This is a genomic window from Allobosea sp. 01N443, assembly GCF_056399325.1.
The window spans coordinates 1-20,487 of record NZ_JBFTRC010000102.1 but is presented as its reverse complement, the minus strand read 5'-3'; the positions used below and the strand labels follow the sequence as shown (position 1 = coordinate 20,487).

Below are 20,487 nucleotides of genomic sequence, written 5' to 3'. Positions count from 1 at the left end.
GATTCAGATAGTCCTTGGGATCGAGAACATGCGCCGTGGCCGCGAGGATGCCCGGCTCGGACTGTTTCAGCCACCAAAGCCGCGCGAGCGGGTGGAAGGCATTGAGGCCCGCTGTCTCCGGATGCTCCTTCGGGCACGTGGCCAGAAGCGAGGGCAGCGTCGTGTCGGCGCGCGTATCGCGCCATAGCATGGCGGGACGGAGCACCTGGCCGTCGCGATCGACGAAGACCTGCGTGCGCGTCAGCGCCGAGATCGCCAATGCCTCGATCTGCCCGAAGAGCGTGGGATGGGAAGCCTGGAGCACGGCTGCGCTCTCGCGGAGCGCGCTCCACCAGTGGTCGGGATCGATCTCGGCGGCGCCGCCCTGCTCGATCGGCACCCGCATGACGATGCTATGGCGGGCCCGAAGCTGCCCCGCCTCGTCGACGAGAGCTGCGCGAAAACTGGTGCCGCCGAGATCGCAGGCGAGAACCATGCTCACCGGCGAATACTCCCGTCGCCGCTACGCCTGCCGGACATCACCCTCACCTGCATCGCCTTGATCCGTCGCTCCCTGCCAGGGGCCTGCCTCATAGCAGGAGAGCGAGCGGGCGCGTAGCGCCCGCCGCCGGAAGCTGGGGATCAGGCGAGCGCGGCTTCGGTTTCGTCGACCAGCCGCCAGAACAGGCGCACGCCTCCGTCCGGCGCGGTTTCGAGGCCGGGCACGGCAGAGAGCAGCTTGCGGGTATAGGCATGCTGCGGCCGGTCGAAGATCTCGTCGCGGGTCCCGTCCTCGACGATCCGGCCCTCGTTCATCACCACGACACGGTCGGCGACCTGCTCGACCACGCCGAGATCATGGCTGATGAACAGGCAGGAGAAGCCGTGCTTGCGCTGCAGCTCGGCGAAGAGCTCCAGCACCTGCGCCCGCACCGTCACGTCGAGGGCCGAGACCGGCTCGTCGGCGATCACGAATTTCGGACGGCGCACCACGGCGCGTGCGATCGCGATGCGCTGGCGCTGGCCGCCCGAGAGCTCGTGCGGATAGCGTGACGCGAAGCCGTCGGCGAGGCCGACCTCCGCCAGCACCTCCTGCAGCCGCGCCGCCTTCAGGGCCGCCGTCATGCCGGGCACCAGCCGGAGCGGCTCGGCCACGAGATCGCCGATGGTCATGCGCGGATCGAGCGAGGAATAGGGATCCTGGAAGACCATCTGGCAGTTCAGCCGGTAATCCCAATAGGCCGTCTCGCTCTTGTCGATCGGCTTGCCCTCGAAGCGGATCTCGCCGCTGGTCGGCTTGATCAGGCCGGCGATCGCATGGCCGAGCGTGGTCTTGCCCGAGCCCGAGCCGCCGACGACGGCGACGACTTGGCCCGGCGCGACATCCAGGCTGATGCCATGCAGTGCGCGCTTCGGCGCCTCCTTGCGGAAGAAGCCCTGGCGTCCGCCATAGTCGATCACGAGATCACGCACCGAGACGATCGGCGTTCCGGCTTCCGGCAGCGCGCGCGCCGGACCGCGATGCGGCATCGCGGCCAGCAGCTTGCGCGTATAGGGGTGCTTCGGCCGCGCCAGCAGCTCCTCGGTCCGGCCCTGCTCGACGACATCGCCCTGGCACATCACGATGGCGCGGTCGGAATAGCGCGCGATCATGCCGAGGTCGTGGCTGATCATCAGCACGKCGGTGTTGTTGGCCTTGGTCAGGTCGACCATCAGCTCCAGCACGTCGCGCTGCACGACAGCGTCGAGTGCCGTCGTCGGCTCGTCGGCGATCAGCAGCGCCGGCTTCAGCAACATCACCGAGGCCAGCATGATGCGCTGGCGCATGCCGCCGGAGAACTGATGCGGATAGGAGGTCAACGCGCCCTCGGGATCGCGGATGCCGACACGCCGGAGCATGTCGAGGATCAGCTCCTTGCGCTCGCTGGTGCTGAGCTTGCGATGCAGCGCCAGGCCCTCGTCGAGCTGCCGGCCGATCAGCATCGAGGGGTTCAGCGAGGTCATCGGCTCCTGGAAGACCATGCCGACACGCGAACCGCGCATGGCGCGCAGCTGCTTCGGCTCCATGGTCGTGACCTCCTGGCCCTCGAACTTGATCGAGCCGGCGACACGCCTGACCGCCGGCGGGATGAAGCCCATCAGAGCGCGCGCAGCCAGGGTCTTGCCGGAGCCGGACTCGCCGACGATGCCGACGATCTCGCCTGGCGAGACGGAAAAGCTGACGCCGTTGACGACGCGCTTGCCGGTGCTGCCGATCTCGAGCGTGAGGTCGTCGACGCGCAGAAGTGTTTCGGACGAGGCCATCACATTCCCCTCATGCGCGGGTCGAGCTTGTCGCGCACCGCATCGCCGAGAAGATTGATCCCGAGCAGCGTCAGCGAAATGCACAGGCCGGGGAAGATGCCGAGCCAGACGGCCTGGCCGATATAGGGCCGCGAACCGGCGAGCATGTTGCCCCAGGTCGGGGCTGGTGGCGGCACGCCGAGGCCGAGGAAGGAGAGCGCGCTCTCCGCCAGCAGCACATAGCCGAACATCGAGGTCGCCAGCACGGTCAGCGGCGCGATGCAGTTCGGCAGGATGTGGCGGGCCATGGTGAAGCCCTCGGAATTGCCCATCACGCGGGAGGCGGCGATGTATTCGCGCTCGCGCAGCGAAAGCACCGTGCCGCGCACGATGCGGGCGACCGAGGGCGCATAGGCGATGCCGAGCGCGACGATGATGCCGTATTTGTTGGCACCCACCACCGCGAGCAGGCCGAGCGCCAGCAGGATTCCGGGAAAGGCGAGCAGCGCATCGTTGAAGGCCATGACGATGCGGTCGAACCAGCCGCGGAGATAGCCACTGAAGACGCCGATCACGGTGCCCAGCGTCACGGCGAGCGTGACGGTCAGCAGGCTGATCCAGACGCTGGTCGCAGCGCCCGCCATCAGGCGGGAGAGCACGTCGCGGCCGAACTCGTCGGTGCCGAGCCAGTGCATGGCGCTCGGCGCCGCGAGCTTGGCGCGGAACGAGAGTTGCAGGGGATCGTAGGGGGTCCAGACCGCGCCGGTCAGGGCGACGACGAGCAGGACACCGATGAGCAGACCGCCCAGCAGGGCGTTGGGTGCGGGGAGCTTCATTCGGCTGTCACCCGCGGGTCGAAGATGGGATAGCACAGGTCGATCACCAGATTGACGAGGACATAGGTGAAGGCGACGAAGAGCAGGCAGCCCTGGATCACCGGGTAATCGCGCGCGAAGATCGAATCGACCAGCAGACGGCCGAGGCCGGGAATGGTGAAGACGGTCTCGACCACGGCGATGCCGCCGAGCAGGTTGCCGAGCACGAGCCCGATCAGCGTCCAGGTCGGCCCGAAGGCGTTCTTGAAGGCGTGGCGCCAGARCACGGCGCCTTCCGAGAGGCCCTTGGCGCGGGCATGGGTGATGTAGTCGAGCCGCAGCACCTCCAGCGTCGAGGCGCGCGCCATGCGCAGGATCACGCCGATCTCGTGCAGGAACAGCGTCAGGATCGGCATGACGAGGTAGAGGATGCCGCGTGTCGTGTCCTCGCCGATCGAGACATAGCCGACGACCGGCAGCCATTCGAGCTTCAGCCCGAAGAACAGCAGCAGGAGCAGGCCGAGCCAGAAGGTCGGGATCGAGAGCAGCAGCGTCGCCAGCCCGACCAGGGTGAGATCGAGCGAGCTGTTCTGCCGCCAGGCGGCGATCACGCCGGCCGGCACGGCGACCAGGCAGGCGAACAGCACCGCAACCAGCACCACCTGCGCGCTGATGAAGAAGCGCTGGGCGATGAGCGGCAGGACCGCCTGTTGCGAATTGATCGACTGGCCGAGATCGCCTTGCAGCAGATTGCCGAACCAGATCGCGAACTGCATCGGCAGGCTGCGATCGAGGCCCAGGCGTGCCCGGAGATCGGCCAGGCTCGCCGGATCGGCGAGGTCGCCCAGCATGAGCTGGGCCGGATCACCCGGGATCAACCGGATCAGGACGAAAACCGAGACTGCCACGATGAACAGTGTCGGCAACGCCATCAGGATGCGCGTGAGCGCGAAACGCAGCATTGGTGCTTCCCCTCCCCGTCAGACCTGCGCCTCAATTGGCGAGGTTGACGCCCCACATCCGCATCTTCGACTGCCACGGCTGGAAATCGCGCACGCGCTTGGAATGCGCGATCACGTCGAGGCCGTTGAAGTAGATGATCAGCGGCACCTCTTCGATCATGCGCTTGTGCAGGTCGTCGAAGAGCTTCTGGCGCTCGGCCTTGTCCGAAACGACCATCGACTTGTCGATCAGTGCCTGCGCCTCGGCATTGTCCCAGACCTTGCGCGGCTGCTTGTCCTTCGGCCCGGCGAACTGCTCGAACCCGAGTGCGGGGTCGAAGCGTGCCGAATAGGAGAAGGACTGCATCTGGTAATTGCCCTTGTTGTAGCGATCGAGCTGGGTTGCCCAGTCCAGGACCTCGATCTCGGCATTGATGCCGGCGGCCTGCATCATCGCCTGAGCCACGACGGCGGCCGGGAAACTCGGCACGGTCGGGCGCTTGTTGGCGATGATCGAGATCTTCTCGCCCTTGTAGCCGGCCTCCTGGAGCAGCTTCTTCACCTTGGCCGGGTCATAGCTGAAGCCCTGCTTCTCGACCGGTCCGAAATAGGCCGAGCTCGGATAGATCGCCGAATTGTTCGGCGTGCCGAGATTGCTGGAGGCGGCTGCGACCAGCTCGGTCATGTCGAGCGAGGCGGCGATGGCCTGGCGCAGCTTGACGTTCTTGATCAGCGCGTCGTTCGTCTGGAACAGGAAGGTGTGGCGCACGGCGTTCGGGGCGACCTTCACGTCGAGCTTGGGATTCTTGCGCAGTTCCTCGACATCGCTCGGCAGGATTTCGGCCATGTCGATGGCGCCTGAGATCAGGCCGGCCTTCACCGTCGCGGGATCGCGCACGACAAGGAACTTCACGTCCTTGATGAGCGGCTTCTTCAGGCCGATATAGCCGTCGCGCTTGTCGCTCTTCGGCGACACATAGCCGTCGAAGGCGGTCATGGTGAAATACTCGCCGCGCTTCCAATCGCCGATCTTGAACGGCCCGGTGCCGACCGGCTTGTCCCAGGAACCGTCCGCCTTCAGCGAGTCCTTGTGGATGACGGCGGCCATGGCGCAGTCGGTGCGTGCCAGCGCGTCGAGGAAGAGCGCGCTGGGCGAGTTGATGCGCATCACGACGGTGTTGGCGTCGGGAGCCTCGATCGCCTCGACCTTCAGGCCATTGCGACCGTCGAATTCGGACAGGCAACGCCACTCCGTCTTCGGATCCATGTAGCGGTTCCAGCTCCAGACGACGTCGGCCGAGGTCAGCTCCGCGCCATTGTGGAACTTCACGCCCTTGCGCAGCGTGAAAGTGTAGGCCTTGCCGTCGGCCGACATCTCGACCTTCTCGGCGAGAAGCGGCCCGACCGTGCCATCCTCGGCATAACCGACCAGGCCCTCGACGAGCTGCAGGACGAAATCATCCGTGTTGTCGTCGCGGTTCACGCCGGGATTGGAGCTGCGGATATCGGCAGCGACCGCGACCGTGACGGACTGGGCGGCGGCCGGACCAGCGACGAGCGCTGAGGTCGCCAGTGCGAAGGCCGAGGCATAGATGCGGTTCATGTCGATGTTCCTGTTGTCGTCGTTCTTCTTGGTTTTGAGATGAGCTGGCCCGGGTCCGGCGCGGGCCAGGAGCAACGCCTCAATTGGCGAAGCTGACCTCCCAGAGCCGCGGCTTCCCAGCGACCCAGGGGGCAAAGCCGCGCAGCTTCCTGGAGACACCGGCCGTGTCGACCTGATTGTAGAGGAAGATCAGCGGAGCTTCGGCGAGCATCAGCTTGTGGAGCTCGTCGAACAGCTTCTGGCGCTCGGCCGGATCGCCGACGAGAGTCGCCTTCTCGATCAGCTCGTCGGCACGCCGGCTGTCCCAGGCCTTGGACGGGAATGCGTCCTTGGGTCCGCTGAACTGGTTGTAGCTCTGGGCAGGATCGATGCGGGCGGAATAGCTGAAGGACATCATCTGGAAGTTGCCCTTGGAATAGCGGTCGAGCTGGGTCGCCCATTCCAGCACCTCGATCTCGCTGTTGATGCTGGCGGCCTGCAGCATGGCCTGGGCCACGACCGCGGCCGGGAAGCTCGGCACCGTCGAGCGCTTATTGGCGATCAGCTTGATCGGCTGGCCCTTGTAGCCGGCCTCGGCGAGCAGCTTCTTCACCTTGGCGAGGTCCTGGGTGTAACGCTGGCGCTGCACCTCGCTGTAATAGGGCGACGTGACATAGATCGCCGAGTTGTTGGTCTTGCCGAGCTCGTTCGAGGTGTGCGCGACGATCTGGTCGAGATCGAGCGCGGCCGCGATCGCCTGGCGCATCCGGACATCGCCGAGCAGGGCGTCGCGCGTCTGGAACAGGAAGGCGTGCTTCGTCGCGCTCGGGGCGCTCATCACTTCGAGATTGGGGATCTTCTTCATTTCCGGCACGTCGGAATCAGGGACGTCTGCCACATGCAATGCGCCCGACATCAAGCCGGCCTTGATCGTGGCGCCATCGGCGATGGAGAGGAACTTCACCTCCGGCACCAGGGCACGCTTGCGGCCGACATAGCCGTCGCGCTGCTCGCCAGGGGGCGAGACGTAACCGTCGAAGCGCTTCAGCGAGACGAATTCGCCGCGGCGCCATTCGCCGAGCGTGAAGGGGCCGGTGCCGATCGGCCGGTCCCAGCTGCCGTCGGCCTTCACCGAGTCCTTGTGGATGATCGCGACCATGGCGCAATCGGTGCGCGCCATGGTGTCGAGGAACATCGCACTCGGCTTTTCCAGCTTCATGACGAAGGTCGACGGATCAGGTGCGTCGACACTGGTGACCTTCATGCCGGTCCGGCCGTCGAATTCCGCCCGGCAGCGCCAGTCGGTCTTCGCGTCCACGTAGCGGTTCCAGTTCCACAGCACGTCGGCCGAGGTCATGACCGCGCCATTGTGGAACTTCACGCCCTTGCGCAGCGTGAAGGTGTAAGTGAGCCCGTCGGGCGAGACCGCGATCGACTCCGCCAGCAACGGCGCGACCGCGCCGTTCTCGCGGTAGCCGACCAGGCCCTCGACCATGTGCAGCACGACGGCATCGGTATTGTCGTCCCGGTTGACGCCCGGGTTGGTCGAACGGATGTCCGCATTGAGCGCGACATTGATCGTCGATTGCTGCGCCAGAACCGGCGCAGCAACAAGGGTCAAAGCAATAGCCAGGGACGACGTCAGGTTCACTTCATTTCCCCTTCAGCACGGTGAGAGGCGCAGCATCCGCACGCAGGCGGGTCAGCGTTTCCGCCAGGAATTCCTCTACGCGCGGCACAGCCTTGACGCCGTCATGCGGCATGTTCGGCACCAGATCGAAGCGCACCTTCACGCCTGCGGCTTCGAAGGAGCGCTGCAGGCTGGCGAGCCGCTCAGGGCGGGTCTTGCCGGCATGGTTGGCATCCGGCATCCAGTTGCGGCCGCCTTCCTTGTGGGTGATTTCCCAGGTTTCCAGATCGGCAGCCCCGACGATCATCTGGACCGGCACTTTGGCGAGGGCGGCCAAGTCGATCTCCTGCCCGAACAGGGCCGCGAAATTCCGCGTGCCGACCCACCAGTCGCGGGTCGGGTCGAGCAGCGTGACCGAACCCGGTGCGCCGATGCAGGCGGCCCAGAGGCGGTCGGGATGCAGCAGCATGAAGCGATGTGCGAAGTGTCCGCCGCCGGAATACCCGAACAGGGCAAAGCGCTTGAAGTCGAGATTGTAGCGCTCGCCGACCTCGTCGACGATCGCAAGCAGTTCGTGATCGTAGCGGATGTCGGCTTCGCGCATGTACTTGAAGCCGTCACGATAGCCGTCGCCCCGCACCCCGACCGGGAAGAGCGGCGCGAGCACGATGCAGTTGTTCCAGCGCGCGAACTCGGTGAAGGCATCGCGATAGGTGATGAAACTGCGGCCGGTGCCATGCATGGCGACGACCAGCGCCGGCGGCTCGCCGCCCTGCCCCACTGACGGCGGCACGTAGAGGCAATAGGCAAAGCGGGGATCGTGCCGGCTGGCGAAGACCGTGGTCCGGTCCATGTCGTAGAGCGCGGCAGCCTTGTCGGCCTTCCTGGCTTCGGGCGCTTCACGCGTCGCAGTCATCGCAGCCATCGGATATCCTTTATTGGCTTTTAAATTGGCGCCAATTATGTTGCACGTTGCATTCAGGCTGGCAAGCTTGGATCGGTCGCTTCGCTCGGTAGCGAAATCGCGGCGAGATGAGCTAGGGGATGACGATGACGACCGTGAAGCGTAAGCCGAAATCGAAACACGCCCTGGCTGGAGAGATCGCCGAGGCGATCAAGCTCGGCCAATTCCGGTCCGGCGAATGGCTCCGTCAGATCGACATCGAGCAGAAATTCGCCGCGACGCGCTTCGATGTTCGCACCGCGCTCGACGAACTCGTCGTGCGCAAGGCGATCGAACATGTCCCCAACCGGGGCTACCGCGTGGCCGAGATCGATCGAGAGACCCTGCGCCATATCCGGTCCGTCAGGATCGTGATCGAGACCTCCGTCGCGACCGCAATCGTTGGCCGGATGACGCCGGCAACCCTCTCGACGCTTCGTGGCCTCGCCGAGGAGTTCGGCGTGGCGGTGCGCGAGGGCACGCGCGCCGACCAGAGCCGGGTCAACGCCGAATTTCACGAAGTGATGTATCATCTCAGCGGCAACCCCGTGCTGGAGGAGCTGATCTGGAACCTGCGTGATCGCGGGCGCGGGTCGAACGTCACGGTATGGGCCTCCCACGAGTCGCTGCTGCGCAGCGACCGTGACCATCACGCCATGCTCGAAGCCATCGAGAAGCGCGACATTGCGCGCCTCTCGCAGTTGATTGCAGCTCATATTCTCAAGGATGCACCCGAGAGAGAGCCGGGGGACCTTTAGTCGGTGACGCTGACTTCCCAGAGCCTGGGCTTGGACAGGATCGAGGACTGGTAGCCCTTCACGCGCTTCGCATAGACGCCGGCATCGAGCCCATTATAGAGCATGACCATTGGCACCTGGGCGATGAAGCGCGTGTGCAGTTCGTCGAACAGCTTCTGGCGCTCGGCCTTGTCCGAAACCACCATCGACTTGTCGAGCAGCGCGAGCGAGTCCGGATCGTCCCAGACCTTGCGCGGCTGGGTCGCTTTCGGACCGGCGATCGACTCGAAGCTCAGTGCGGGGTCGAGGCGGGCCGAATAGGGGAAAGCCTGCATCTGGTAGTTGCCCTTGCTGTAGCGGTCGAGCTGCGTCGCCCATTCCAGCACTTCGATCGAGACATTGATGCCGGCGCCCTGCAGCATCTGCTGCGCGATCACCGCGGAATCGAAGCTCTGCGGATAGCGCTTGTTGGCGAGCATCACGATCGGCTCGCCCTTGTAGCCGGCTTCCTGAAGCAGCTTCTTGGCAGCCGCGACATCGTGCTTGTAGCCCTGCTTCTGCACCGGCCCGTAATAGGACGACATCGCAGGGACGATCGAATTGTTCGGCTTGCCCAGGCCGTCCGTGACGGCGGAGACGATCTCGTTGACGTCGAGCGCCGCGGCAATCGCCTGGCGCAGCTTCTGGTTCTGCAGCAACGGATCGCGGGTCTGCAGCAGGAGGCCGACCAATCCCATGTTCGAGACGAGCGAGACCTCGACCTTGGGGTTCTTGCGCAGCTCGCCGACTTCAGCGTTGGCGACGTCGGGGATGACGTCGATGTCGCCACGCAGCAATGCGGCCTTGGCGGTGGAGCTGTCAGGCACGATCAGGAAGCGGACTTCATCCACCAGCGGACGCTTGCTGCCGGTATAGCCATCGATCTTGCCGGGAAGGCTGGCGTAGTCGGCATTGCGCACGAGCCGGATATATTCGCCGCGGCGCCATTCGCCGAAGCTGAATGGCCCCGTGCCGATCGGCTTGTCGAAACTGCCATCCGCCTTCACCGAATCCTTGTGCATGATCCCGGTCATGGCGCAATCGGTGCGGGCGATGCTGGCAAGGAAGAGAGAGCTCGGCTTGTCGAGCTTGAACACCACCGTCGAAGCATCCGGCGCCGTTACGGATTCGACCTTGACCCGCCCTCGCCCGTCGAATTCCGAAAGGCAGCGCCATTCGGTCTTCGGGTCCATGTAGCGGTTCCAGCTCCAGACGACGTCGGCAGCCGTCAGCGGCGCGCCATTGTGGAACTTCACCCCCTTGCGCAGTGTGAAGGTGTAGCTCAGCCCGTCCTCGGACAGCGCGACCTTCTCGGCAAGGAGCGGCTTGACCTCGGCATCATCGCCATAGGCGACGAGGCCCTCGACCATATGCAGCACGACGGCGTCGGTATTGTCGTCCCGGTTCACGCCCGGATTGATGCTGCGGATATCGGCATTGAGATGCGCGCGAATGCTCGTTGGCGCCGCGAGCGACGGGCCGAGACCTGCCAGCAGCGAGGTCATTGCCGCACTGGCAAGCGCTGCTGCCGCAATCGGTTTGAAAGCCATGTTCGATCCCCTCCTGATTTTTTGTTAGCGAATGGCGTCGGGCCGCCCTCTACGGCTCCGACGCATGCAAAGAACTCACTCGGCGGCTTCGGCCAGCGTCACCGGATCGTCAGTCAGGCTGTAGCGCGTGAACTGCCGGTTCAGGGCCGGCAGCGGGGCCACTTCCATGATGCCCTTCGCCGGCTGCATGATCACCATCGACACCGTGGCCGAGAGATTGCCGGTCTCGTTGGGACGCGGCGGGCGGCAGACGGCATAGGGCGACAGGAAGTCGTCGAAGAACGCATTCTTGAGATCGGCGACGCTGAGCTTGCGGCCGGCATCGTCGARCAGCTTGCGGACGCGCCAGTCGCGATAGAAACTCTCCGGCACCCGCGGAATGCCGGTGTCCTTGATCTTGGTGAGCGCGATCGAGCCGACCCAATGGTTGGCATGAACGATCAGGCCATCGGCCGGGTAGATCGGGAAGGCCTCATCAGGGGCGCATTCGAAGTCGATGGCGAAGCCTGCGACCGTCGAGAGCATCATGTTGTTCGAGCAGGCCTTCGGCGTCGTCGCCACGGCCTTCATCGCCATGGCGAAATGCTCCTGCTCCAGCACCTTGCGCCGGATCAGCGCCAGCGGCACGCCAGCCTGGGTGAAGTCGCGCTCGGATTCCAGATAGTTGGCGGTGATCGAAACGCCGGCGGCGTTCATGCCACAGCGAGCAAGACCGCCCGCCTCGACAAAGGTCAGGAAGTCCGGGCCGTCATCGCGGCGCACGCGCAGCACGATGGCGGTCTCGGCGCATTCCGCCTTCCAGTCCCAGTTCTGGCCGTGGATGAGTTCGCCCGTCGCGCTGCGCTCGGGCAGGATGACCGCGCCCGTGCAACCATCGTCGAGCTCCTCCCCGGCCTCGACCGGCTTGGCCTTCTCGAGCCGTGCCTTGGCCATGACTTCGGTGCGGGCATTGACCATCACGATATCTTCGAGCGTGACGCCGGCACCGTCGGCGATGCCGCGCATCTCCTCGACATAGTGGGCGCCGAAAGCCTCGATCTCGCGGGCGAATTCGGCGATCAATCGCGACTTGGCAACGGCATCGTAGCCGAGATCGGTGAGCTGGCCGCCATAGAGCTCGATGCTGCGCTTGACGCGCGTGGGGACCGCGGCGCCATGCTGCCGGCCGCGCTCATAGGGCGATCCCGAAACATCGATGAATGGAAAGGGCTCAACCATGGACCAAATCTCCGCGCCGGCTCTGGCGCCCGGCTAACAGTTAATGTATTTCATCACGCAGTAAGACAATCAAGAGGAAATTCATGGCCGAACCGACGCGGCTCCAGCAGGATCTGGCCGAGCGCATCATCCAACTGGCGCGCGAGGATGGTCTCGCGGCGGGCGCATGGCTCAACGAGAACAATCTGGCCAAGCGCCTGAATGTYTCGCGGACCCCGGTGCGGGCGGCGCTCAGCCACCTCGAAGGCCAGGGAATCGTGCTTCGTCACCCCAACAAGGGCGTCGAGCTTGTCAGCGCGCTTCCGCTTCCGGCAGACAGTGGCGGCTCGCCCGACGAGACCGACCTCGCTCTGGTCAGGATCGCACGCGACCGCGAGAGCGGCGCGCTTGGCGATGACGTTTCCGAGCTGCAGCTGATGCGCCGATACGAGATGGCGCGACCGGAAATCCAGCGCACCCTGAAACGCCTGGCCGAGCTGGAGATGGTGGAGCGCAAGCCGGGCTATGGCTGGCGCTTCCTGCATGAATCCTCGGATTCGTCGCTGCGAATGGAGCGCTATCGCTTCCGCATGCTGCTCGAACCCATGGGTTTTCTCGAACCTGGCTTTCGCCTCGACGAGCACTGGGCGGCGGAGATGCTGAGGCGGCACCGCCACACCCTGACCCAGCCCTGGCGCGAGTCCTCCAGCGTCGCCTTCTACGAGATGAACGCGGCCTTTCACGAAGGTCTCGCGGCCGCATCGGGCAATCGCTTCATCCACTCCGCCATCCKCCGGGAAAACCAGATGCGACGGCTCTCCAACTATGATTGGGGCTCCGGCACCGAACGGGTCCAGGTCAGCTGCACCGAGCACATCGAGATCCTCGAACGCCTGCAAGCCGGAGACCGGGAAATCGCCTCGGTCCTGATGCGCCGGCATTTGCAGCGCGCCAGCGAACTCAAGCGGAGAGTCCGGCAACCGCCGCCCACGCCCGGCTAGCAAGGCATGTGAAGTGATATTGTCTTTCGTACGGAATAAAGACAGTATCGCCTCTCGCCAATGGCGCGCCCGTGATGGGATCGCCCCGCCCGAGGATCGCTTCATGCCAGCCACCGCCCTTCGCAGCGAAACCGACCGCAGCAACGCTCCGGACGCCTTCTGGATGCCGTTCACGCCGATGCGCGGCTTCAAGCAGGAGCCGATGCTGTTCGAGCGCGCCGAGGGCATGCACTACTTCACTCCCGAAGGGCGCCAGGTCCTCGACGCGATGGCAGGCCTCTGGTGCGTCAATGCCGGCCACGRCCAGCAGCGCATCGTCGAGGCGATCCGTGAGGCGGCTGGGCGCCTCGATTTCGTCTCTTCGTTCAAGATGAGCCATCCTGCCGCGCAGACCTATGCGGCACGGCTGTGCGATTTCGCGCCCGAGGGGCTCGATCACGTCTTCTTCGTCAATTCCGGCTCCGAGGCGGTCGATACCGCGCTCAAGATCGCACGCGCCTATCACCATGCGCGCGGCGACGCGCGCCGCACCAAGCTGATCGGCCGGGCCAAGGGCTATCACGGCATGGGTTTTGGCGGGCTTTCCGTGGCAGGCCTCGGCCGGCACAAGCGCGGCTTTGGCCCGCTGCTGCCGGAAGTCGCCCATCTCGCCCTACCCTATGATGCCGGCATGGCGTTCTCGCGCGGCCAGCCGGACACCGGCGCGGCCTATGCCGAGGAACTCGAGCGCGTGCTCGAGATGAACGACCCGGCCAGCGTCGCGGCCGTCATCGTCGAGCCGGTGACCGGCTCGGGCGGCGTCTACGCGCCGCCGAAGGGTTATCTCGAGCGCCTGCGCGCGATCTGCGACAAGCATGGCGTGCTCCTGATCTTCGACGAGGTCATCACGGGCTTTGGACGCCTCGGCACCCCATTCGCGGCGCAGGCATTCGGCGTGACGCCCGATCTCATCACCTGCGCCAAGGGCATGACCAATGGGGCGGTGCCGATGGGCGGCGTCATCGTCTCGAATACGGTCTATGATGCCTTCATGGCCGGCCCGCCCGAGGTGATCGAGCTGTTCCACGGCTATACCTATTCGGCTCACCCGCTCGCTTGTGCCGCTGGGCTCGCCACGCTCGATGTCTTTGCCGAACAGGGCATCGTGGCGCGCGCAAAGGCGGCAAGCACGCATTGGCAGGAGCGTGCGCTGGCGCTCAAAGGCTCCCCGCATGTTGCCGACATCCGCAGCATCGGCCTGCTCGGCGCCGTGGAGCTGACACCGCGGCCAGGGCAGCCCGGCGCGCGCGGAGCGGCCTGCGCCAAGGCCTGCTATGAGGCAGGTGTGCTGGTGCGCGGGTCGGGCGACACGATCGTGCTGTCGCCGCCGCTCATCGTCTCGGAAGGCGAGATCGACCTGGTTTTCGCGACCATCGCAACTGCCCTGCGCAGCATCGATTGATGCATCGGCTCTTCAGGACTTGATAGCAACCTCCCAGGCCCGCACGCGCGACTCCCACGGCACGAAGCCGGAGACGCGCGCCGTCGAGGCCCAGGCTTCGATCGAGTTGAACAGCATCACCAGCGGCACGTCGTCGATCATCCGCTTGTGCAGTTCGTCGAAGATCTTCTGACGCTCGGCCGGGCTCTCGATCTTCGAGGCCTTGTCGAGCAGCGCAATCACAGCGGGGTCATCCCAGACCTTGCGGGGCTGGTCCGCCTTCGGCCCGGTGAAATGCTCGAAGCTCAGCGCCGGGTCGAGCCGCGCCGAGTAGGAATGCACCATCAGCTGGTAATTGCCCTTGAGGAAGCGATCCATATGGGTCGCCCACTCCACGACATCGATGTCCGAGTTGACGCCGACGGCCTGGAACATCGACTGCAGCACGACTGCGATGTTGAAGCTTGGCGCCGATTTACGGTTATTGGTGGTGATCTTCAGCCGCTCGCCCTTGTAGCCGGCCTCGGTGAGAAGCTTCTTCGCACGCGCCGGATCGTAGCCGTGCGAGAGGTTCTGCACGTCGCTGTGATAGGCCGACTTGGCGTGGATCGTGGAGTTGTTCGGCTGCACGCCGAGATCGGAGACGATCGCGACGAGCTGGCTGAAATCGATGGCCGCCGCAAGCGCCTGGCGCATCGCCGGCGTCCTGAAGATCGGGTCATTGGTCTGGAAGAGCAGTGCATGGCGCGCTGCCGTGGTCGCGGTCTGGACCGTTATACCGGGAGCCTTCTTCAGCTCGGAGACATCAGAGCCCAGCACTTCGGCGATGTCGATCTGGCCTGCGATCAGGCCGGCCTTCACCGAGGCTGCATCCGGGACGACCAGGAACCTGACCTCCGGAACGAGCGGCCGCTTGCTGCCGGCAAAGCCGTCGAGGCCGCCGGGCAGCGACTGGTAGCCAGCGAAGCGCATCAGGCTGATCTGCTGGCCCCGCCGCCACTCGCCGAACTTGAACGGGCCGGTCCCGACCGGTGCTTTCCACGACCCGTCAGGATTCAACGAATCCTTATGGATTACTGCGGCGCTGCCGCAATCGGTGCGCGCCAGCGAGAACAGAAAGAGCGCGTTGGGCTCGTTGATGCGCATTCGCACGGTGGTTGGCGACACGGCTTCGACCGCTTCGACCTTGAGCCCGCTGCGGCCGTCGAAATCGGCAAGGCAACGCCATTCCGTTTTCGGGTCCATATATCGCTGCCAACTCCAGACGACGTCCGCGGCGGTCAGCGGCGCACCGTTGTGGAAGGTCAGTCCCTTGCGCAGTTCGAAGGTGTAGCTCAACCCATCCGGTGAGGTCTCGACCTTCTCCGCCAGCATGGGCCCGACGGTGCCGCCTTCGCGATAGGCGACCAGCCCTTCGACCATGTGGAGGGTCACCGCGTCGCTGTCGTCGTCGCGATTGACGCCCGGATTCGTGCCGCGAATATCGGCCCTGAGAGCGATGGTCAGGGTTTGCGCTGCCACCGGAGCACTCGACAGTGCCGCGAGCAGCGCCATCGTCGCAATGCGCGTTCGTGAAGCACGTCTCATGAGCAAGGACCTCCCAATCCCCGTGTCAGGCCGCAGCCGCGACGGCGACCGGATCGCCGGAAAGGCTGTAGCGGGTGAAGTGTCGGTTGAGCGCGGGCAGCGGCGCCACCTCCATGATGCCGAGCCCGGGCTCCATCACGATCATCGCGACGCTCGCCGTCAAATCGCCGGTCGCTCCGGCTCGTGGCGGGCGACAGACGGCATAGGGCGACAGGAAATCGTCGAAGAGCGCGGCCTTCAGGTCCTCCCGCGTCAGGAAACGCTGCGGCTCGGTCAGCAATCGCCTGACACGCCAGTCGCGGTAGTGACTGTCGGGTGAGCCGAAGCCGGTATCGCGTAGCTTGGCAAGCGCGACCGGACTGATCCAGTGATTCGCGTGCACGATGAGCCCATCTTCCGGGTAGACCGGAAAGGCCTCGTCCGGGGCGCATTCGAGGTCGATGGCAAAGCCCCGGTCCTGGCTCAGCATCATATTGGTCGAACAGGCCTTCGGCGTGGTCGCCATCACCTTCATCGCCAGTGCCAGGTGCTCCTGCTCCAGTGCCTTGCGGCGCACCAAGGCGAGCGGAACGCCTTCCTGGCGGTAGTCGCGATCACTGCGCAGATAATTGCCGGTCACGCAGATGCCGGCTTCGTTCATGCCGTGACGGCCAAGGCCGCCCGCCTCGACGAAAGTGAGCAGATCGGGCCCATCCTGCCGGTGCACGCGCAACACGATCGCGGTTTCCGCGCATTCCGGCTGCCAGTCCCAGTTCTGCCCCTGGATGATGCTCCCGCTCCAGCTTCGCTCCGGCAGGATGATGGCGCCGGTGCAGCCATCGGCCATCTTCTCCTCCTCCTCCTCCTCATCGTCCTCATCGATGGGGCGGGAGGCAAGGAGGCGCGCCTTGGCGACGATCTCGGTCCGTGCATTGATCATGATGATCGCCGAGAGGTCGAGGCCGGCCCCATCGGCAATGCCGCGCATTTCCTCGAGATAGGCCTCGTCGAAGGCAGCAATTCCCCGGCTGAACTCGGCGATCAACGCTTCACGTTCACCTGGCTTCGATCCGAGCCTGTCGAGCTGGCCTGCGTAGAACCGTGCGCTGCGATGCACGCGATCTGTCACCGCCGCACCATGTTGCCGCCCTCGCTCGTAAGGCGACCCAGATACCGAGACGAAGGGAAATGGTGCAATCATCCACAGGCTCTGTGTTTTTTATTGCAGTTATATACACTGGACCATCGCCAAACCTTATTGTCAATGGCAAGAAAGGGAAGCTTCGGAGACGCCCACGTGTCGAGCGGACTGCATCGCGAAATCATTGGTGACATCCTGCGGCTCGGTCGGGACGAAGGATGGGCGGTCGATGCCGCGGTCGGAGAAAAGCCACTGGCCGCGCGCCTCGGTGTTTCACGAACGCCTGTGCGCCGCGCCCTGATCGATCTCAGCGAACGCGGCATTCTGCGGCGGGAGCTCGGCTCGGGCTTCAAGCTCAACCGCCCGATCGATGCCGCGGTCATCGCGGAATGCAGCAATGACGCTGACGGCGGCGCGGAGCTCTACCGGAAGATCCTGAACGACCGCGCCTCGGGCCTGATCCCGCTATCGGTGACGGAGAACGCGTTGCTTGTGCATTTCGGCGCGTCGCGCGGCGAAATGCGGCGCGCTTTGTTGCGCCTCTCCGCGGAAGGAATCGTCCAGCGCCAGCGCGGCCATGGCTGGCAGTTCTCGGAAAGCCTCGATAACCCGCAGGCTATCCTCGAGAGCTATGCCTTCCGCGAGGCGGTCGAGACCGCGGCGCTCAGCCAACCCGACTACCGCATCGATGGCGCCGCTCTGGAAAAGATGCGCAACGCGCATGAGGCGCTGATGCGCAAGCCCGCCTCCGAGATCGCGCCGGACATGTGGTTCCAGGTGAATGCGGAATTCCATGAGACGCTCGCCTCATGGTCACGCAACCGCTTCTTCCTGCAGGCGGTCAAGCGCCAGAATGCCMTGCGGCGCATGCATCAGTTCGTCGACTTCCCGCAATTGACGCCTGACCAGATCAAACAGTCCTGCGAGGACCATCTCGCCATCCTCGACGCTTTGGCCGCGGGGGATCGGCCGCGTGCCGTCGCCCTGCTCTCGGCCCATCTGAGCCAGGCAGCACAGGACTGGCGCAATCAGAACTAAAGACGCATGCGCGCCCTTGCCCCGGGGCTTGGCTTTTCCTTCGGTCTTCCTGATGGTTCGGGCGCCGCTCCCGAAAGGTGGCAAAGCCCACGCCTCTCCTTTGCCAGCAGGATGCCATGTCTGATCGCAGGAATATCGGCACCTTCGACTATGTCGTGATCGGTGCGGGGTCGGCGGGCTGCCTGCTCGCGAACCGGCTCTCGGCCGATCCATCCAAGCGCGTGCTCGTGCTGGAAGCCGGTGGCATGGACGACTGGATCTGGTTCCACGTCCCGGTCGGCTATCTCTACGCGATCGGCAATCCGCGTGCCGATTGGCGGTTCCAGACCGAGCCGCAGGCGGGGCTGGGCGGCCGGGCGCTCGCCTATCCGCGCGGCAAGGTCGTCGGCGGCTGTTCGGCGATCAATGCGATGATCTACATGCGCGGCCAGGCGGCCGATTATGACGGCTGGCGGCAACTCGGCCTGCAGGGCTGGAGCTGGGACGACGTACTGCCCTATTTCCTGAAGCACGAAGACCATATCGCGCCGCCGCCCGGCGGATTGCATCGCTCCGGCGGCGAATGGCGCGTCGAGAACCCGCGCGTGCGCTGGGCGATTCTCGATGCCGTCCGGGATGCGGCACAAGCGGCGGGAATCGCCAAGATCGACGACTTCAACACCGGCGACAATGAAGGGTCGGCCTATTTTCAGGTCAACCAGAAGCGCGGCCGGCGGGTGAGTTCCTATCGCGCCTTCCTGGTTCCGGCGCTTGGCCGCTCCAATATCCGGCTGGAAACCCATGTGCTGGTCGAGCGCATCATCATCGAGGAGGGCCGCGCTCGCGCGGTCGAATTCATCCATCAGGGTGAGAATCTGCGGGTGGACGTGAGTGGCGAGGTCGTGCTGAGCGCCGGCGCAGTCGGCTCACCTGCCATTCTCGAGCGATCAGGCATCGGCGACGGCGAACGGCTCCAGGCTCTGGGCATCGAGACGCGGCGCCATCTGCCGGGCGTCGGCGAGAACCTTCAGGACCATTTGCAGATCAGGCCCGTCTACAAGGTGGAGGGCGTGCGCACCCTCAACAGCGACTATGCGAAACTCTGGCGCAGGCCGCTGATGGCGCTGGAATATGCGGCGCTGCGCACCGGGCCGCTGACCATGGCGCCCTCGCAGGTCGGAGCCTTCGCCAAATCCTCGCCGGATTACGCCACGGCCAATCTCGAATTCCATTTCCAGCCGCTTTCGCTCGACAAATGGGGCGACGGGCTGCACCCGTTCGGCGCCTTCACCGCCAGTGTCTGCAACCTGAGACCTTCGAGCCGTGGCAGCGTGCATCTGAAGAGCCCCGACGCGAGCGACGCTCCCGCTATCTCGCCGAACTATCTCGCAACGGATGAGGACAGGCAGGTCGCGGTCGATGCGCTGAAGCTCGCGCGCCGGATCGTCGCGCAGCAGCCGCTCGCACGATTCAAGCCCCAGGAACATGTGCCTGGTCCCTCGGTGACGTCGGATGCGGAGCTTCTGGAGGCGGCAGGCCGGCTCGGCACGACGATCTTCCACCCGGCCGGAACCGCCAGGATGGGACGAGACGACGATGCCGGCGCCGTGCTCGACGAACGCCTGCGCCTGCGCGGTGTCGAGGGCCTGCGCGTCATCGACGCTTCCGCGATGCCGCGCATCACCTCGGGCAATACGGCCGCCCCGACGATGATGATTGCTGAAAAGGGTGCCCAGATGATCCGGGACGATGCCCGACGACGTTGACGACCCCGCGGCGCAGGAACCTGCGGTCAGCCTGGCTGGGGCATGCAGGGGGCCGGCTCGAGGTTGCGGCAGAGTCGCGATGAGGTCGACATCAAGACGGATTCATCCCGTCGTGATTGAAGGCCTGGTCGCTGCCTGACCCGCCTCCAATGCAGGCTCGCTCTCGTCCTTGAGTTCGACGCCTGTCAGCGAACGCCTGAGCGCTTCCCGTGTAAGCCAGGCGAGCTTGACGGCCGCGTGTTCGAAGGAGAGCCCGCCCGGGCGGATGTTCGAGACGCAATTGCGCGTGGCATCGCTCAGGCCGCGCCGCGGCGCGAAGGTGAGATAGACGCCAAGCGAGTCCGGTGAGGACAGGCCGGGTCGCTCGCCGATCAGCACCGCGACGAGGCGGGCGCCCAGTGCCTCGGCCGCCTCGTCGCCCAGCGCGACGCGTGCCTGGCTCGCAATCACGACCGGCGCGAGTGTCAGCCCCTGGCGCTGCAGTAACGGCAGCATCGCGGCGATGAGCGGCGCCGCATTCTGCTGGACTGCCGTCGAGGACAGGCCATCGGCGACGACGAAGGCGAAATCGAACGCACCGCGTCGGGCCTGCAGCATCGCCTGCGCCTCGGGAGAGAGACGCCGCCCGAGATCGGGTCGCCGCAGATAGAGATCGCGCGAGGGGGCGGCGCTCTCAACCTGCACCGTCTCCAGCGATAGCGCTGCGAGTTCGGCCGCGACCTCTTCGGGGCGGAACGGGATATGAACCGCGTCGCGTGCCTGCGCATGGGCGAGGCCGAAGCGCAGGACCTCGCGCGTCGGCAAGGAAGCACCCGCGCGGCCGAGCGCAATGCGGGCCGGCGTCAGCCGCGTCAGCGCCGCCCAGCGCTCGTCGGCCGGG

At 65.3% G+C, this 20,487-nt stretch carries 17 protein-coding genes; 5 read left to right on the top strand and 12 right to left on the bottom strand.

Features of this window, described 5'->3' with window-relative positions:
* The 7 genes from AC1DRP_RS22445 to AC1DRP_RS22415 form a co-directional block, all read right to left on the bottom strand.
* The coding region (locus AC1DRP_RS22445; RefSeq protein ID WP_476769593.1) for an FGGY family carbohydrate kinase at positions 1 to 475 on the bottom strand (475 nt) is incomplete at its 3' end.
* 146 nt (positions 476 to 621) lie between these two features.
* The gene (locus AC1DRP_RS22440) at positions 622 to 2,283 is read right to left on the bottom strand and encodes an ABC transporter ATP-binding protein (protein WP_476769591.1); all 1,662 of its coding nucleotides are present in this window, start codon (positions 2,281 to 2,283) and stop codon (positions 622 to 624) included.
* Positions 2,283 to 3,098 (bottom strand): ABC transporter permease, encoded by an 816-nt coding sequence (locus AC1DRP_RS22435; RefSeq protein WP_069880963.1) that lies wholly within the window; start codon positions 3,096 to 3,098, stop codon positions 2,283 to 2,285. Before AC1DRP_RS22435 ends, AC1DRP_RS22440 begins: the two co-directional genes overlap by 1 nt.
* On the bottom strand, positions 3,095 to 4,039 hold the full coding sequence (locus AC1DRP_RS22430; protein WP_476769590.1) for an ABC transporter permease: 945 nt from the start codon (positions 4,037 to 4,039) through the stop codon (positions 3,095 to 3,097). Before AC1DRP_RS22430 ends, AC1DRP_RS22435 begins: the two co-directional genes overlap by 4 nt.
* Before the next feature lie 31 nt (positions 4,040 to 4,070).
* Positions 4,071 to 5,621 (bottom strand): ABC transporter substrate-binding protein, encoded by a 1,551-nt coding sequence (locus AC1DRP_RS22425; RefSeq protein WP_441507101.1) that lies wholly within the window; start codon positions 5,619 to 5,621, stop codon positions 4,071 to 4,073.
* A 79-nt stretch (positions 5,622 to 5,700) separates the two neighbouring features.
* Positions 5,701 to 7,251 carry an ABC transporter substrate-binding protein gene (locus AC1DRP_RS22420; protein WP_476769589.1) on the bottom strand — a complete coding sequence of 517 codons (1,551 nt, stop codon included), beginning with the start codon at positions 7,249 to 7,251 and terminating at the stop codon, positions 5,701 to 5,703.
* Position 7,252: 1 nt separating this feature from the next.
* The gene (locus AC1DRP_RS22415) at positions 7,253 to 8,146 is read right to left on the bottom strand and encodes an alpha/beta hydrolase family protein (protein WP_476769592.1); all 894 of its coding nucleotides are present in this window, start codon (positions 8,144 to 8,146) and stop codon (positions 7,253 to 7,255) included.
* Positions 8,147 to 8,274: 128 nt separating this feature from the next.
* Here AC1DRP_RS22415 and AC1DRP_RS22410 point away from each other — a divergent pair, with 128 nt between their 5' ends.
* Complete coding sequence (locus tag AC1DRP_RS22410) at positions 8,275 to 8,931, top strand: GntR family transcriptional regulator (RefSeq protein ID WP_069880967.1); 657 nt, start codon at positions 8,275 to 8,277, stop codon at positions 8,929 to 8,931.
* Here the strand turns inward: AC1DRP_RS22410 and AC1DRP_RS22405 are convergent.
* Both AC1DRP_RS22405 and AC1DRP_RS22400 read right to left on the bottom strand, forming a co-directional pair.
* On the bottom strand, positions 8,928 to 10,499 hold the full coding sequence (locus AC1DRP_RS22405) for an ABC transporter substrate-binding protein (protein ID WP_441507099.1): 1,572 nt from the start codon (positions 10,497 to 10,499) through the stop codon (positions 8,928 to 8,930). The two genes, AC1DRP_RS22410 and AC1DRP_RS22405, sit on opposite strands and share 4 nt — an antisense overlap.
* 75 nt (positions 10,500 to 10,574) lie before the next feature.
* The gene (locus AC1DRP_RS22400) at positions 10,575 to 11,717 is read right to left on the bottom strand and encodes a C45 family autoproteolytic acyltransferase/hydolase (protein ID WP_476769588.1); all 1,143 of its coding nucleotides are present in this window, start codon (positions 11,715 to 11,717) and stop codon (positions 10,575 to 10,577) included.
* 83 nt (positions 11,718 to 11,800) lie between these two features.
* Here AC1DRP_RS22400 and AC1DRP_RS22395 point away from each other — a divergent pair, with 83 nt between their 5' ends.
* Positions 11,801 to 12,697 carry a GntR family transcriptional regulator gene (locus tag AC1DRP_RS22395; RefSeq protein ID WP_476769587.1) on the top strand — a complete coding sequence of 299 codons (897 nt, stop codon included), beginning with the start codon at positions 11,801 to 11,803 and terminating at the stop codon, positions 12,695 to 12,697.
* Positions 12,698 to 12,800: 103 nt separating this feature from the next.
* Positions 12,801 to 14,138 (top strand): omega-aminotransferase AptA, encoded by a 1,338-nt coding sequence (gene aptA / locus AC1DRP_RS22390; RefSeq protein ID WP_476769586.1) that lies wholly within the window; start codon positions 12,801 to 12,803, stop codon positions 14,136 to 14,138.
* A 12-nt stretch (positions 14,139 to 14,150) separates the two neighbouring features.
* Here the strand turns inward: aptA and AC1DRP_RS22385 are convergent, their stop codons facing one another.
* Both AC1DRP_RS22385 and AC1DRP_RS22380 read right to left on the bottom strand, forming a co-directional pair.
* Positions 14,151 to 15,704, bottom strand: coding sequence for an ABC transporter substrate-binding protein (locus AC1DRP_RS22385; RefSeq protein WP_476769585.1), 1,554 nt, complete (start codon positions 15,702 to 15,704; stop codon positions 14,151 to 14,153).
* A 25-nt stretch (positions 15,705 to 15,729) separates the two neighbouring features.
* Complete coding sequence (locus AC1DRP_RS22380; protein WP_441507094.1) at positions 15,730 to 16,800, bottom strand: C45 family autoproteolytic acyltransferase/hydolase; 1,071 nt, start codon at positions 16,798 to 16,800, stop codon at positions 15,730 to 15,732.
* Between AC1DRP_RS22380 and AC1DRP_RS22375 the strand changes: the two genes are divergently transcribed.
* Both AC1DRP_RS22375 and AC1DRP_RS22370 read left to right on the top strand, forming a co-directional pair.
* Positions 16,795 to 17,862 (top strand): FCD domain-containing protein, encoded by a 1,068-nt coding sequence (locus AC1DRP_RS22375; RefSeq protein ID WP_476769584.1) that lies wholly within the window; start codon positions 16,795 to 16,797, stop codon positions 17,860 to 17,862. The two genes, AC1DRP_RS22380 and AC1DRP_RS22375, sit on opposite strands and share 6 nt — an antisense overlap.
* Positions 17,863 to 17,978: 116 nt before the next feature.
* Positions 17,979 to 19,607, top strand: coding sequence for a GMC family oxidoreductase (locus tag AC1DRP_RS22370; protein ID WP_441507092.1), 1,629 nt, complete (start codon positions 17,979 to 17,981; stop codon positions 19,605 to 19,607).
* 102 nt (positions 19,608 to 19,709) lie between these two features.
* On the opposite strand, the gene eutC is transcribed toward AC1DRP_RS22370, so the two are convergent.
* A partial coding sequence (eutC, locus tag AC1DRP_RS22365; RefSeq protein WP_476769583.1) for an ethanolamine ammonia-lyase subunit EutC occupies positions 19,710 to 20,487 on the bottom strand: 778 nt, incomplete at its 5' end.